Annotated in this window: 11 protein-coding genes; 5 read left to right on the forward strand and 6 right to left on the reverse strand. The window is 73.4% G+C overall.

Features of this window, described 5'->3' with window-relative positions; all coding sequences use genetic code 11:
* Positions 1 to 32: 32 nt before the first annotated feature.
* The 4 genes from AB0H84_RS48075 to AB0H84_RS48090 all read right to left on the reverse strand — a co-directional run bounded on the left by AB0H84_RS48075 (position 33) and on the right by AB0H84_RS48090 (position 4,652).
* Positions 33 to 395 (reverse strand): SdpI family protein, encoded by a 363-nt coding sequence (locus tag AB0H84_RS48075; RefSeq protein ID WP_357620177.1) that lies wholly within the window; start codon positions 393 to 395, stop codon positions 33 to 35.
* A gap of 48 nt (positions 396 to 443) precedes the next feature.
* Positions 444 to 914 (reverse strand): Lrp/AsnC family transcriptional regulator, encoded by a 471-nt coding sequence (locus AB0H84_RS48080; RefSeq protein ID WP_357620179.1) that lies wholly within the window; start codon positions 912 to 914, stop codon positions 444 to 446.
* A 24-nt stretch (positions 915 to 938) separates the two neighbouring features.
* Positions 939 to 1,532 (reverse strand): ATP/GTP-binding protein, encoded by a 594-nt coding sequence (locus AB0H84_RS48085; RefSeq protein ID WP_357620181.1) that lies wholly within the window; start codon positions 1,530 to 1,532, stop codon positions 939 to 941.
* Positions 1,533 to 2,009: 477 nt separating this feature from the next.
* On the reverse strand, positions 2,010 to 4,652 hold the full coding sequence (locus AB0H84_RS48090; protein WP_357620183.1) for a CHAT domain-containing tetratricopeptide repeat protein: 2,643 nt from the start codon (positions 4,650 to 4,652) through the stop codon (positions 2,010 to 2,012).
* Positions 4,653 to 4,747: 95 nt separating this feature from the next.
* Here AB0H84_RS48090 and AB0H84_RS48095 point away from each other — a divergent pair, with 95 nt between their 5' ends.
* From AB0H84_RS48095 to AB0H84_RS48105, 3 genes are all read left to right on the forward strand, one after another.
* Entirely contained in the window at positions 4,748 to 6,085 is a 1,338-nt protein-coding gene (locus tag AB0H84_RS48095; RefSeq protein ID WP_357620185.1) for a S8/S53 family peptidase, read from the forward strand.
* Positions 6,086 to 6,158: 73 nt separating this feature from the next.
* Positions 6,159 to 6,740 carry a sigma-70 family RNA polymerase sigma factor gene (locus AB0H84_RS48100; RefSeq protein WP_357620186.1) on the forward strand — a complete coding sequence of 194 codons (582 nt, stop codon included), beginning with the start codon at positions 6,159 to 6,161 and terminating at the stop codon, positions 6,738 to 6,740.
* A 5-nt stretch (positions 6,741 to 6,745) separates the two neighbouring features.
* The gene (locus AB0H84_RS48105) at positions 6,746 to 7,216 is read left to right on the forward strand and encodes a carboxypeptidase-like regulatory domain-containing protein (RefSeq protein ID WP_357620188.1); all 471 of its coding nucleotides are present in this window, start codon (positions 6,746 to 6,748) and stop codon (positions 7,214 to 7,216) included.
* Between the two features lie 157 nt (positions 7,217 to 7,373).
* Here AB0H84_RS48105 and AB0H84_RS48110 read toward each other — a convergent pair whose 3' ends face one another.
* Both AB0H84_RS48110 and AB0H84_RS48115 read right to left on the reverse strand, forming a co-directional pair.
* On the reverse strand, positions 7,374 to 10,883 hold the full coding sequence (locus tag AB0H84_RS48110; protein ID WP_357620191.1) for an AAA family ATPase: 3,510 nt from the start codon (positions 10,881 to 10,883) through the stop codon (positions 7,374 to 7,376).
* A 111-nt stretch (positions 10,884 to 10,994) separates the two neighbouring features.
* Positions 10,995 to 12,422, reverse strand: a complete 1,428-nt coding sequence (locus AB0H84_RS48115; RefSeq protein ID WP_357620193.1) for a protein phosphatase 2C domain-containing protein — start codon at positions 12,420 to 12,422, stop codon at positions 10,995 to 10,997.
* Positions 12,423 to 12,820: 398 nt separating this feature from the next.
* Here AB0H84_RS48115 and AB0H84_RS48120 point away from each other — a divergent pair, with 398 nt between their 5' ends.
* Together AB0H84_RS48120 and AB0H84_RS48125 are read left to right on the forward strand one after the other, a co-directional pair.
* Positions 12,821 to 13,183, forward strand: coding sequence for a VOC family protein (locus AB0H84_RS48120; RefSeq protein WP_357620194.1), 363 nt, complete (start codon positions 12,821 to 12,823; stop codon positions 13,181 to 13,183).
* A 467-nt stretch (positions 13,184 to 13,650) separates the two neighbouring features.
* A complete protein-coding gene (locus AB0H84_RS48125) occupies positions 13,651 to 14,763 on the forward strand; it encodes an ABC transporter substrate-binding protein (protein WP_357620196.1) in 1,113 nt (370 codons plus the stop codon).
* Positions 14,764 to 14,779: the final 16 nt, after the last annotated feature.

Below are 14,779 nucleotides of genomic sequence, written 5' to 3' on the forward strand. Positions count from 1 at the left end.
TGGTCCGGGAGTCGTAGCCAGACCGCCGGACCTCACCCAGTGGGCGGATCCGGCTCCTGGCCGGCCGCGGTCCTGACGGCACGGACCCCCATCACGCCGCCGAGGATCGTCAGCGCCAGCATGCCGGCCACGGCCACGATGACCGCCGTGAGCGCGCCCTCTTCGGTCGGGAGGAGCCACGCCGCCACCGCTCCGGCCAGCGCGACGCCGCCACCGGTCAGCGTGGGCACGCCCGCCGCCTTGTTGGCGACTCGGAACGCCCTGTCGCTGCGCATCGTGCTGGGGGTGCGTACCCCGGCGACGTTGTTCCGTGGCAGCCGCTCTGCCAGGCCAAGACACCCGACGACCCCTGCGGCGAGCCCTGTGAACACCAGTAGAAGCGGCAGGACGTCCATGTTGTGATCGTAGACGTGCGGTACGGACCGTAAAGGGCGGGCGGGTGGTCAGGTGTCCGGGCCGGAGGAGCCCTCGCCGGTCACCTCGGGGGCGCGGTGCTCGTACGGCGTGCTCAGCACCACCGTCGTGCGGGTCGAGACGTTGGCCGAGGCGCGGATCTGCTGCAGCAGGTCCTCCAGCGCCGCCGGTGAGGCCACGCGTACCTTGAGGATGTAGCTCTCGTCGCCCGCCACGCTGTGGCACGCCTCGATGGCCGTCAGGTGGGCCAGCCGCTCGGGGGCGTCGTCGGGGGCGGCCGGGTCGATCGGTTTGATCGACACGAACGCGGTCAGCGGCAGCCCCACCGCGTCATGGTCGATGATCGCGGCGTATCCGCGCACGACTCCGCGCTTTTCGAGGCGGCGTACGCGCTGGTGCACCGCTGAGACCGAGAGCCCGGTCTCCCTGGCCAGGTCCGTGAAGCTCATGCGGCCGTCGCGCGCCAGCAGCGTGACGATCCGGCGGTCGATCTCCTCCATCGGCCAAAGGTTAGCCGGTCATGGTCACGACATGGTCCCGACGGGCGCGGCGCCCATGCGCATCGCGTGCTCCATCAGCGTGATGAGCACCTCTCTGCCCGAGTCGCGCCTGCGGGCGTCGCAGTGCACGATGGGGATCTCCGGCTCCAGGCCGATCGCCGAGCGGACCTCGCCCACGGTGAACGGCCGGGTGCCGTCGAAGCAGTTGAGCGCCACGATGAACGGCTGCTCGCGCTTCTCGAAGTAGTCGACGGCCGGGAAGCAGGCGTCGAGGCGGCGGGTGTCGGCCAGCACGACGGCGCCGAGCGCGCCCATGGCCAGCTCGTCCCACACGAACCAGAAGCGCTCCTGGCCGGGCGTGCCGAACAGGTAGAGCATGTAGTCGTTGGCGATGGTGATGCGCCCGAAATCCATCGCGACGGTGGTCGCGACCTTTCTCTCGACCCCTGACAGGTCGTCGACGTGGGCGCCCACCTGCGTGAGCGCCTCTTCCGTACGCAGCGGCCGGGTCTCGGAGACGGCACCGACCATGGTGGTCTTGCCCGCGCCGAACCCTCCGGCGATCAAGATCTTGATCGCCGTCGGCAGCCGCCAATGGTCAGAGCGACCGAATTCCATCCAGCACCGCCTGTACATCTCCCGCGCATGCACAACCCGCCCCTGAGGTGCCGTGGTCAGTGGTACCTGTCAAGGTGTGTTGAGAAGGTCGCTCCACATGCCTGGCATCGAGACACCCTAGCAACGCCACATTTTCCACTCAAGCCGCAATCTTTTACAAGAAACTAAATGTCACGGTTTGTCGCTTAGCGCACCCTTATCCGGCTGACTCACCGGCAACCTGTCAAGGAAGTCTGTCATGGAATCCGACACGTCCTTTAGGGCGCCGGTCCGCGGCCCGAAATACCGAAGAAACCGGCGTTGAATCCGAGCTGTCTTCGCAGGTGAACGGCCATGTGGGGGCTGCGCGCGCCGGCATCCGGGCGAGCCGGTCACGGCAGAGCCCCGCAGGTCGTCGAGCTCCTTGACGGTGGCCGGCTCGTCGCGCAGGTCGGCCAGGAACCGCATGACCACCGAGTTGGCGACCTTGAGGCGCGATCAGCCTGCTCCGATGGCTATGAACGACACGTCGTCGCCCCTCGCCCGGCAGAGCGCCTCCGCCAGGCCGAGCCCGCGGCGCAGGCCGTCGTGCAGGCCGACCATGACGGGTACGGCGGTCTCGTCGTTCACGGGGACGACGCTGGCGACGATCGCGGCGGTGCCGAGCCGGAGCAGGGCGGTGGCCAGGCCCAGCAGCTCGTCGGCGCCGACGGGGGCCATCTGGCCGGAGTCGCAGCTGGACAGGACGAGGTGGTGGGGGGCCCGGCGCAGGCGTTCGAGGTCGTAGCCGGTCAGGGGGCCGTCGTCGAGGTGGAGGGAGGAGAACAGCGGGCTGTCGGCCCTGAACGTGCCGTGCGCGGCCAGGTGGGCGAGAGGGCTGCCGTCGATGGCGGCCAGCACGTCGGGCGCGGTGGCCCGGCCTCCTGCCAGGACGGTGACGTCGCCGTACGGGAACGCGTCCTCGTCACCCGCCGGGATCTCGGCGGCTGCCCCGTACAGGCGGGCGATCTGGCGTATCTCGCCGTCGGCGTGGGGGACGCCGGGGCCGCGTACGAGGACGATGTGGCCGGTGTCGGGACGGCGGGCGGCCCTGGCGCGCAGCCACGCCCCCGCGGAGGGGGCGACGGTGAAGGGGCGGCGGCGCAGGGCGGGCAGCAGCGCCCAGGGGGTGGTGTGCAGGGTGCTCGGCGGCACGACGACCAGCGGCCCGTCGCCCAGCCGGCCGGCTGTCGGGCCGAGGAGCGCCTGCTCCAGGCGGGCGCCGAGGTCGTGGAGCTCGCGCTGGTCGGGGTGGCGTTCGTAGGCGAGGCGGCGGAGCCTGGAGCGGGCGAACTCGACCTCGGCGACCGCCCGGTCCATCGGCCCCGCGATGTGCCGGCGCACGGTGCCCTCGCCGCAGACCAGCACGTGCAGGGTGCCGTCGATCACGACCAGCTCGACCAGCCGCCCCTCGTCCAGGGCGGCCAGGAGCCGCTCCGTCCGGTCGTCGTCGCGTTCCCCGCGCACGCGGCCGCCGCGGGTGCGCAGCGTCGTCGCCCGTACGCGGGACTCCAGGCGGCTCCTGTCACGCTCGAGGGCCGCGGCCGAGGCGGCGCCGTCCTGGCGGGCCTGGGCCAGCAGGTGCTCCGCCTGTCGCAGGGCGGCGAGCTGGGCGAGGAGCCGGTCGTCCTCGGGCGGGCTCACGGCGGGCACGGCGAGTTCGGTGGCCCGCCACCGCTCCGTCCAGGCCAGGAGGCGGCGCGGGCGCCCGGCGCGCAGGAGGTGCCGCTGGGCGAGCGTGACCAGCTCCGCGCCCTGGGCGGTGGCGAGCACGCGTAACTCGGAGGAGCCGAACGTGAGGCGGTGCTCCTCGATGAGCGCCAGACCGGCGCGGCACGCGTGCAGCAGGCGGCGCGGCTCCCCTGCCGCCTCGGCCCTCAGCGCCTCCGCGAGCCAGCCGCCCACCCGGGTCGTGGCGGGCCCCTTGTGCCTGACGTCCGCCGCCCTGGCCAGGTGCCGCTCCGCCGCGTCCGGCCTGTCCAGGGCGAGTGCGACGCGGCCCGCCAGCAGCTGCGCCTGCCAGACCTCAGGCGAGCCCAGCGCCGCCAGCCGCCCGGCCAGCCGCCGGGCCTCCCCCAGCAGCCTCCGTCCCGCGACGGCTTCCGGGGGCGTGCCTTCCGTCAGGGTGGCGTGTTCGGCCTGGAGGAGGATGAGGCGGGCGTGCTCGGACCACCAGGTACGGTGCTGGCGGGCGAACAGCCGCCGCGCCTCCCCCGCCCGTTCCATGGCCGTGACCGGGTCGGCGCTCTGGAGAGCGGCCCTGGCGGCGATGAGCAGGAGCTCGGCCCGCCGGGTCGCCTGCCCGCGCAGCCGCGCCAGCAGGCGCAGCCCCCCGTCCGCCTGCTCCAGGGCGTCCCTGGCGAGCCCCGCGGCGAGCAGGACCGCGCACCGGTCGGCGACCAGGTCGAACATCGGCGTGCCCAGCGCGCTGAAGCGCCGCTCCGCCTCGTCCAGCAGGTCCAGCGCCGCGGGCAGATCCCCGGTGCGGAAGGCCGCCACTCCGCGGTTCTGCACGGCCACGGCCGAGTCGTGCTCCTGCCGGGTCGTGCCGAGCATGTCGTGCGCCGTACGGAAGTCCGCCTCGGCCGGGGCGACGGAGCCCAGGGCCAGCTGGACGTGCCCGCGCAGGGTCAGCGCCCGGGCCGCCCACACCGTGTCGCGCGCCGCCAGCAGGGCGGGCACCGCGTCCCGCAGGTCCTCGAGCGCCTCCGCGTGCCGCCCCAGGATCCAGCGGGCTCCCGCGCGGCGGAACAGCACCCGTGCCCGCGTCGCCCCGCCGGCCCGCGCCGCCGCCGAGTCGAGCGCCGACAACCCCGCTCTCGTGCGCCCGGCGTGCAGCAGCGCGATGCCCAGGGTGGCCAGCACGTCGGCCTCGCGGTCGGCCGAGCCTGAGCGCCGCGCCAGGCGTACGGCGTGCCGCAGCTCCCGGATCGCCGCCTCGAGGTCGCCGAACTCGCGGTGCAGGATCCCGAGCGCCTGCCTGGCGATCGAGGACTCGTACGGCCCGCGCCCCTCGGCCAGCACCTCCTTGGCGGCGGCCAGCGCCTCCCGGGGTCTCGCGAAGACCATGGCCAGCAGGTCATGCGGATCTTCACGGGACACGAGTCGATCGTAGTCCCGCGCTGTGTCAACGGGCCCTGTATCAAGCCGCGCGGTGGCCACTCATACACACGTACACGCGAAGAGAGACGGAGAACATGGCCACCTCGGACACCCGATTCTGGGAGCAGCTGGAGATCCTCAACGCCGCCCTGCCGCACGGCATGCGGGCGGTGGCGGGCCCGGAGGGGGCCGCCCCCGGCTCCGGCGTCCAGCCGCGCTTCGCCCACCTCGACGGCCACGTCCTGGTACGCGACGCCGACACCGACCGGGCCGTCGCGGCCGTCCAGGGCCTGCTGCCGGGCCCCGACCCGGTCCGCGTGGCCGGGGCGCGGCACGCGGGCCGCGGCTCCGTACGCAGGCTCGCCGTCGGCTCCAGAGACCTCCACCGCACCGTCGAGCACCTGGCCGGCGAGAACATCGCATCCAGCCTCGTCCACTTCGTCTCCGTCGCCGGCGTCAACCTCTGCCCGGGCGACGAGCCGGTGCCGAGCGCGGGGCCGCTCAACCCGCCCCTGTCCGGCCGCGACCGGGGCGAGAACGTGACCGTCGCCGTCCTCGACACCGGCCTCGTCCACGACTACCTCGACCACCAGTGGCTGGCCCAGAGCTCGGGCGTGCCCGACATCCCCATGGTGACCGGTGACGTCACCGCCCCTGGCGACGAGCTGGACGCCGACGGGCTCATCAAGCCGTACGTGGGCCACGGCACGTTCATCGCGGGCGTGCTGCGCTGCGTGGCCCCCGCCGCCGACGTGCGCGTCTACGACGTCTTCCCGTACGCGGGCGCCGCCCTGGAGGACGAGCTGGGCCAGACCCTGCACCGGATCATGGACACCCACGGCTGGCCCGACATCATCTCGCTGTCCGCCGGCACCCGGACGGGGGACGCCGGCGAGCTGCTCGGCCTGGCCGCCTTCATGGACGAGCTGGCCGCCCACCCGGGCACCGTCCTGGTGGCCGCGGCGGGCAACGACGGCGAGACGCTGCCGTTCTGGCCGGCCGCGTACGCCGCGGAGCCGGTCAACGTCTCCGGCGACGTGGTGATCTCGGTGGGGGCGCTGCGCGAGGACGGGCTCGGCCGGGCCTGCTTCAGCAACCACGGGGACTGGGTCACGGTGTACGCGCCGGGCGAGCGCCTGGTCAACGCCTTCACCTCGGGCCCCTACCAGTACGGCTACCCGCACCGCACCACTTGCCGCTTCTCCGACCAGGGCCTCTACCCGGGCTGCACCTGCCTGGCGACGCTGCAGGACGGCGACAAGGCGACGTTCACGGGGCTGGCGGAGTGGAGCGGCACGTCGTTCGCCACGCCGATCGTGGCCGGGCTGGTCGCGGCCCGCATGTCGCAGGAGAAGGTGTCGTCGCGGGTGGCCGCGGCGGACCTCATGGCGGGGCGGCTGGCCGTACCGGACCTGAGTGGTTTGCTCCGATGACGGCGAGTTCGCGCTCTGGTGGCGGCGGGCCAAATATATTGGGCATCCCGCCCGAACCCAGGGAGCCGCCGCCGTGGACGACACCGCAGCTCTGGTCGTGGCTGCCGCGGACGGCGACGCGGGCGCGTGGAAGGAGCTCTACCAGCGTTACAGCGGGCTGGTGTGGGCCGTGGCGCGGAGCTACCTCGTGAACGCCGCCGACGCGCAGGACGTGTGCCAGACGACCTGGTACCGCTTCGCCGAGCACCTGACCAGGCTCAGGGAGCCCGCGCGGGCCGGTTCCTGGCTGGCCAGCACCGCCAGGCACGAGGCGCTGCGGGTCCTGCGCACCAGCGGCAGGGCCCTGCCGGTCGGCGACCTGGAGCTGCTCGGGATGGACGTCGACGATCGCTCGCCCGAGCTGCTGCTGCTGGAGGCCGAGGAGGAGGACGAGCGGGCCGAGCGGGAGCGGGCGCTGTGGAGCGCGTTCGAGGAGCTGCCGGAGCGCTGCCGGCGGCTGCTGCGCGTCCTCGTCGCCTCGCCGCGGCCGAGCTATCAGGAGATCGCGGACGGGCTGGACATGCCGGTCGGCAGCATCGGGCCCAACAGGGGGCGATGCCTCAAGCGGCTGGCCGCGCTGATGAACCGGCGCGGCGTGAGCGACATCCGGGGGTGAACGGCATGGACTCCATGGACTCCATCGACGACGCCATGGACGACCGGGACCTCGAGCTCGAGGAGCGCCTCCGGGCGGCCGCCGAGCGGCTCGACCCGGTCCCGGCGGAGCTGTTCGAGGAGGCGATGCGGGCGTACGCGCTCAGGTCCCTGGACGCGGAGCTGGCCGAGCTGACGTTCGACTCGTGGGACGAGCTGTCGGCGACCCGCGTGCGGGGCGGGGGGCGGGCGCGGCTGCTGACGTTCGCGGCGGGCGAGGTGGTGGTCGAGCTGGAGGTGTCCGGGGGGCGGCTGGTGGGGCGGCTGTCGGGTGGCGGGCCCGCGGACATCGTGCTGCAGCGGCGTGACGGGGGTACGCGCGTGCGGGCGGACGAGCTGGGCCGGTTCACGACGGGCGAGCTGGCTCCGGGGCCGCTGCGGCTGCGGGTCAGCCCAGAGGGCGGCGGCCCGGTCGTGACCACCTGGATCCTGCTCTGATCCGTGACCGCCGGCTCCAGCCGGCTCTAGCCGGCCTGGCCGTACGCAGCGCAGCGAGCTCGGCGGCCCGGCTCTCGCCTGCCTGGCCGTACGCGGCGAGCTCGGCGGCCCGGCTCTCGCCTGCCTGGCCGTACGCGGCGAGCTTGGCGACCCGGCTCTAACCTGCCTGGCCGTACGCGGCGAGCTTGGCGGCCAGCGCCACCCGCGAGCCGATCCCGAGCTTGGTGTAGATCTTGCCGATGTGGTACTCGACGGTCTTGACGCTGATGAGCAGCTCCCTGGCGATCTGCCGGTTCGTCAGGCCGCCGGCCACGAGCGTGGCGGTGCTGAGCTCCTGCGGCGTGAGTCCGAGCCGTATTGTGGCCGGGGGTTCCAGGCCGCAGGCTTCCAGCTCGTGCGCGCAACGGTCCAGGAGCGGGCGCGCGCCCAGCCGGTCGAAGATCGCGCGGGCGGCGCCGAGCCGTTCCGCGGCCGCTCTCCGCCGGCCCGTGCGGCGCAGCAGCCTGCCGAGGTCGAGCAGCACGCGGGCCTCCTCCAGCGGCCACGCCCCCTCCACCAGCGCGAGCGCTCGGATGAAGCTCTCCTCCGCCCTGGCTGGGAGGTTCCTGGCGGCAAGCAGCAACCCACCGAGCCTGAGCCACTCCACCTCCTCACGCCACCCGCGGCCGCTCCCGCCGTACGCAACCAAACCTCGCTCCGCCTCCTCACACCACCCACGGCCACTCTCGCCATGCGCGGCCAGCGCCCGCTCCGCCTCCTCCAGCCGCCCCGGGCCGCTCCCGCCGTACGCGGCCAGCGCCCGCTCCGCCTCCTCCAGCCGCCCGTCGGCCACCAGCGCCTCGATCCGCCCGGGGCGCGGGTCGGGCACGAATACGTCCCCCACCCACCCTTGACCCTGCTCCCACCCGGCCACGTCACCCGTACGACCCGACCCCGGCTCGGCGCCGAGGAGGGCCAGGGCCAGGTCTGCCTGATGTTCGCCCATCACGTGGCGCAGGCGGCGGGCGGTGGCGCGGGCGGCCGTGGCGTGCGCGAGTGCCCGCTCGTGCTCGCCCCGAGCCGCCAGCGGCGCCACGCACGCCACCTCCAGACACGGCAGCAACCACCGCTGGCCCAGCGCCACCGCCTCGGCAAGCGCCTCTTCCGCCCGGGCGGCGGCATTGTCCCAGCGCGCGGTCTCGTACTCGGCTGCGGCGAGCAGCCCGGAGGCCAGCAGCCGGTGGTGCGGCAGTCCCGCCTGCGCGGCCCCGCTCACGACCCTCCTGAGCACCGCGCACGCCTGATCGGGAGCGCCCTGTCCCAGGAGCCGGACGGCCGCCGCAAGGCTGGCGGCGGGGCAGCGACCCGGGCCACCCGACAAGCCGCCGCCGGGCTCAGCCCTGACGCCGGGCGCCGTGCCGGAGGCGAGTGGCATGCCGGACTCGAGTTCCGCGCCAGAGCCCGGTCGCGTGCCGGAGCCCAGAGGTGCATCTGAGCCGGGTTCCATGGCAGAGCCAGACGGCGTACCGGAGCCGGGTTCCGCACCACAGCCAGACGGCCTACCGGAGGCGGGTGGTGCGCCGAAGCCGGGTTCCGTGCCAGGGCCGGGTGGTGTGCCGGCGATGGGTGCCCCTCCCAGTGCCAGCACGTCGTACGGCCTTGCGACCAGGCCCTGGATGGGCTGTTGGATCGCCAGGTAGGCCCAGCTCGCCGCCCCCGCCCGATCCCCGGTGACCAGGTGCAGCCACCCGAGCTGCTCGGCCACGTCGGCGGCGAACCCCGGCTCCCTGTGCCGCCACGCCTCGGCCAGCAGCTCGGCCGCCTCCTCGAAGCGTCCCGAGGCCAGCGCGAGCCGCCCCAGCACGTACCGGCGCGCCGGGCGCGGGTCGGCGTTGGGCGCGGCGGCGAGCTCGGCGGCGCGGAGCACGTCGCCCCCGATGAGGATGTGCTCCAGCGCCGCCGTACGCAGCTCGTCGCGGCGCGCGGCCGACTCCGTGAGCCCGGCGGCCAGTTCGAGGTGGGCGGCGGCCTCCTGCCACTGCCCATGTTGGGCGGCCTTGGCGGCGAAACCGGCCAGCTCCTCGGCCAGCGCCTCGTCGGGTCCGCCGGCCGCCGCGGCCCGGTGGCGCAGGGCCGTACCGATGTCGTCGACCACGCGGGAGGCCGCCAGGTGCAGCCGCGCTCGGACGCCCGCGCCGAGCCCGTCATAGGCGGCGGCCCGCGCCAGCGGCTCGGGGAAGGCGACCAGGCGCCCGGGTAGCTCCCGCAGCAGCCCGGCGTTCACGGCCTCTTCCAGAGCGTCCAGCGGATCGTCGAGCCCGCCTGCCACAGCGGCCGCCACGTGCAGCGGACACCTCGCGCCCAGCACGGCGCAGGCGGCGACGAGCCGGCCGGCGGCGGGAGTGCAGGCGCTCAGGCGGGGGGCGAAGGGGCGGACGTACGTGGCAGGCGCCGGCAGCCGAACCCCGCGGTCGGCCAGGACCGGGACCGGCACGGTGTTCAGCAGGGCACAGGCGTGCAGCGGATTGCCCAGCGTGTGGTCGCGCAACCGCACAGCCGCCGGCTCGGTAAGGCCCCGCGCCCCGGCGGCCCCCGGCAGCACGTCGAAAGCGGCTTCGTCCTTGTCGCGTGTCCCCAGCCTCGCACCGAAAACGGTGTCCACCGTGCCGCGTGCCCCCGACATCGCACCGAAAACGGCGTCCACCGTGCCGCCTGCTCCCGACGTCGCGACGGGAGGGGCATCCGGCCCGCCCGGTGCCCGGTCGCAGGCGTGTCGAGGCGGGCGTGTTGCCAGCTCGGCCAGGTCGGCGGCATGTCTGGGCAGGTGTGCCGCAAGCTCGACCAGGTCGGCAGCGTGTCCGGGCAGGTGTGCGGCCAGCTCGACCAGGTCGGCGGCGTCAAGCCCGGACAGCGTGATGCGCAGCGTCTCGTCGCCGGTCAGCAGCCGGCGCAGCCCCTCGGGAAGCCACGGGTCGGCGAGGTCGCGGCAGGTGACCAGCGCGAGCACGCGCCCGCTCCGCAGCCGCCGCAACACGTAACCAAGGGCCCGCAGGGAGGCGCCGTCCGCCCACTGCGCGTCGTCGACCAGCACCACCAGCGGCCCCCGCGCCTGGAGGGCGTCGATGACGTCGCAGACCACCTGTCCGGCGGCGCACCAGTCCTCCCCCGCCACCGTCAGTGCCCGGCTCGCCCCCTCCAGCCGCGCCCGCGAAGCCGGCACGGCCTCCCCCAGCTCCGGCCGCAGACGCGGCACGACCATGTCCACGTCCGGCACCGGCCGCGGACCCGACACAACTATGTCCACGTCCGGCACCGGCTGCGCAGCCCGCACAACTGCGTCCAGGTCCGGCCGCGAAGCCCCCACGGCCGCGTCCCCGTCCACGTCCGGCTTCGGTCGCGGACCCGCCACGACCACGTCCGTGTCCGGCCCCGGACGCGGAGCCGGCAGGGCCACCGCCCCGTCGATGAGCTGGCGCAGGACGCCGAGGCTGAGCTGCCGTTCGCCTTCCTCGCCGCTGGCGGCCAGCACCCGCACGCCCGTGTCCCTCGCGAGGGCGTGGTGGACGAGCGCCGTCTTGCCGATCCCCTCCGGGCCCTCGACCACCACCACCCTCCCGGCGGACCCCTCGCACGCCGCCCGCATCTCGGCGCGCAGCAGGGCGAGCTCCGCCGTCCTGCCGACGAACATGAGCACTCCCTCCGCCGCCCCCGCCCTCCCAGAGCGCGGGCAACGGCACCTGATACACCGCCGCGCGAAGCCGCGTGTCCAGGTTCAGATCCACCGCGACCGCGGCCGCCGTCACATGTGGCCGATCCGCCCCCATGCGGCGGTGGCGTCGTCATGCCGCTTGCCCCGCACCGGTCCCCGGGTCCTCTCCAGCTCCCGTACCGCCCGGATCACCGCCTGCGGCCCCTTCCCTTCCAGCGCCGCCACGAGGTCGCCCCAGCTCCACCCGTACCACTCGACGAGCCTCGACACCCCGTCGGTGACCACCCCTACGCCGCGCACATCCGCCACGGCGCCGCACACTCCTTGGCGAGCCGCCTCGGGACGGCTGCCCGCCACCCAGAACCCGCCGGGCGCGTTGCGCATCCGCCGCACCAGCTCCACCGTGTACGGCCGCCCGCCCGGCAGCCCCTCGAGCCGGTCGTCGCTCGCCACCCGGACCCCGCCGTCCGCCAGTGCGAAGAGGACCGGCGAGTCCCCCAGCACGAGGTACTCCACACGTCCTTCGACGCCGCGCACCATGGCCACCGTCGCGGACGGCGAGTCGGGATTGCCGAGGTCGCACGTACCGGAGTGCGCCGCGACGGCCACCTCGATGGCCGCCTCCAGAATGCCGGACAGCGACGCCTTCGACTGCGACAGCCCGGCCGCCAGCGCGCCTCCGAGCCTGGCCACCAGCCACGGCACGTCATGCACGCACCCGCTGTCCACCCCGGCCGCCGCCGTGGCCCCGTCGAGCACGACGATCCACGACGGCCCGGCGATGACCAGGTCCTCGTTGGGACGCTCCGATCCGGGTGTGCTGGCGTAGGTGACCTCCGCGAACATGACAGCGACTGTGCCACAGCAGCCGCCCATCGCGGACGATCCGCCCTGGGACCGGTCACCTCCCACGCCGGCGGCCAGCAATCTCACGGGGGGGAGCCGGTCACCGGGCGGCGCCGGCACCGGTGAGTGGGCGACCAGGTACGCCGCGAGTGCCCCGGTGTCGTCGGGACCGCTCGTGTACGTGGTCGTGCCCTCCCAGCGCGGCCGGCCGTCGAACCCGGCGATGAGACTCCAGGCGCCCGCGACCCTGATCTCCTGCGTGGCGGTCACCGGAGCCCCGTCGAGCGTCATCGACAGGACCTTCCCACCGCCGAGCGTGTAGCGCAGCCCGGCTGACAGGGTCGGCACCCAGCCCGCTGCGTTGGGTTTGGGTGTGGCCAGCAGCTTCTTGAGCTGTCCGCCGGTCGTCGTCTGCACGTTGACGGCCGGCCCGGCGGGCTGCGCGTTCCGCAGCTGCTCGAAGCCGAGCCGGTCCGGCGGGCAGGTCCGCCTTGACGTCATACCTGTTGACGAGCGGACCTGCGCGCCGGACCGGGCCCGCACCGACGCGAGCTGCGCGTCGGCGGCCAGTTCGGCCAGCGGGCCGCCGCTCGCCGTGCGGGTGAGGTCCTCGGCGGCGACGCCGGACGCCTCATCGGATGGAGGCGTGTTGCACTTGAAGGAGTAAAGCACGTTGGACCGCAGGCCGTCGGGCTGGTTGACCTCGATCTGGACCGCGTAGTCGCGCGAGACTCCTGGGCGCCGACGAGGCGGTACTCGATCGTCTGGGCACCCGCAGGCAGCCCCTCGAAACGACCGAGTCACGGACGCATGGCCGGGCACCGTCAGGCGAAGAGATTGCCGGGGTAGGCGGCCAAGTCGGGGTGAAAACGAGCACACATTCCCGATCAGCGGCGAGGGCCGGCACAGCGAACAAATATCCGAATCGCCATACGGGAGACGCCTTACGTCTTAAGGCGATCACGCTGGCTTCTTGAGCCCTGGGACGGCTGCGTCCCCGCGGTCGTCCCGGGCCTGCCTTGTAGGGTTCGGACGAGTCGCGGTGCGGCGGAGGCGTCGGGAGGGGTTTCGTGATCAGTCATATCGGTGCTGCCATGCTGTACGTCGGCGACCAGCAGCAGACCGTCGATTTCTTCGTCAACACGTTCGGGTTTGCCAAGACCACGGACGCCGAGATGATGCCCGGCGTTCGTTGGATCGAGGTGACGCCGCCGAACGGTCCGACCACGATTGCCATTCACGACGCGGCGACGTTCGGCAAGCAACCGGGCGAGGGCGCATATCTCACGTACGCCTGCGATGATATCGCCGCGACCGTGGCCGAGCTCCGCTCCCGAGGCGCCGAGGTCACCGATCCGGTCGAGGAGCCGTGGGGCACTTACGCCAAAGTCACCGGGCCCGATAACCACGAGATCCAGATCCATCAGAAATAGTGGCTGCCGCCGATGGCATCGACTTCGTCGACCGAGCACAGTCGCAGTGCCGGTCTCGGTGCGGGATGCCCTCCACATTGTCGTGGGCTCGCTGACGGAGGAGCTCGGCACCGACGTGGGTGCCGAGCATGGCGTGCGTCAGGCCAGGAGTGATCTGTCGGCGATGTAGTCGAGGTGCTCGCGACACCCACGGCGAGCCCGCCCGGTGGCCGCCGCCCCGCTCCGAAGGCCATGTGGCTGTTCTGGTCCGGTCAGGGCACCCCCGACCCACCAGCGCAGGCCCTCACCCGGACGAGTCCATCGACATCTTCCCCGGGTACTACCAATCATCACCACCCCCGCCAGCGCACCAAAATCCTCCAAATCCGGACCCTGACGCCCCAAAGGCCGCACCAGCATCCCAGCTCAGCGCCACCCAGTGCTCAAGGAGTGAGCATGATCGCCTTAACACGCAAGGACGCCAACGCATGACTGCACCACCATCGGCACCTGGAGCCGAGCGGACTGACGGATCACCCTTCCAGATCGGCGCTCTCGTTCCGCTGACCCGGCCTGGCTGGGTCGAGGCAGGCCGGCACTTGCTCGCCGGACTCCAGCTGGCCGTTCGCGACGTCAATGACGCCGGCGGGATTGCCGGAAGACCACTTGAGCTGGTGGTCCGAGACACCGCGGCCGATCCGCAGAGGGCCGCGGCGGCCGTCGACGAACTCGCTCGCCTGGGCGTGGCCGCCCTGGTGGGGGAATATCACAGCGTCGTCGCTCGCGCCGCCGCCGCCAGGGCCGACGCCCTCGGCGTGCCGTTCCTCTGCTCGTCAGCGGTTCTCGACGCGCTCACCGAACAGCCGACGGAATGGGTCGCCCGCCTCGCCCCGGCGCAGTCCCACGGCTGGCAGATCTACGCGGACTTCCTCCTCAGCGCGGGCCACACTCGAATCGCCGTAGCAGCCGACGCGAGTGTCTACTGGGCATCGGGGACCCGCATTCTGCGGGACCACCTCGCTCCTCGCGGCGGCGCCGTCATCGAACTCGACACGCGCGCACTCGCCCCCACAGCCGTGTGCGACGAGCTCGCCGGCAATCGCGCGACAGCCCTCCTACTTCTGGTCGGCCACCCGGAGCCGGCAGTGTCGATCGTCAGGTCTGTCCGCCGCGACCAGCGCCTCGCCGAGATCATGATCGGCGCTCCGGCCGGGCAGCCGGAGTTCGCCGAATGGGCGAGCCTGCTGGGCGACGACGGCGCCGCGATCCCGTTCTTGCGCTACCTGCCCGAGCGCCTCAGCCCACTCGGTGCACGAGTCGATACGGCCCTCCGCGAGCGGCTGGCCGAAGCGCCCTCCTTCGTCGCCTTCGAGGGCTATGACGCGGTCGCCGTCCTCGCCGACGCCCTCTGTTCTCACGGCGCGGACCGGGCGCGCATTGCCGAATCCTGGCCGCGCGTTGCAGTGGAAGGCACCCGCGGGCAGATCCAGTTCTCCCGCACGCCGGGCATCAGCGTGTGGCAGTGGGCATGGGCGCCGGTCCAAGTCGTTGATAGAGATCCGGCGGAGCCCGATCGCTTCCGTATCCTTCACACCGGCTGAGACAGCACGGTGGGCC

It is taken from the genome of Nonomuraea sp. NPDC050786, from assembly GCF_040654115.1.
Lineage (GTDB): Bacteria > Actinomycetota > Actinomycetes > Streptosporangiales > Streptosporangiaceae > Nonomuraea.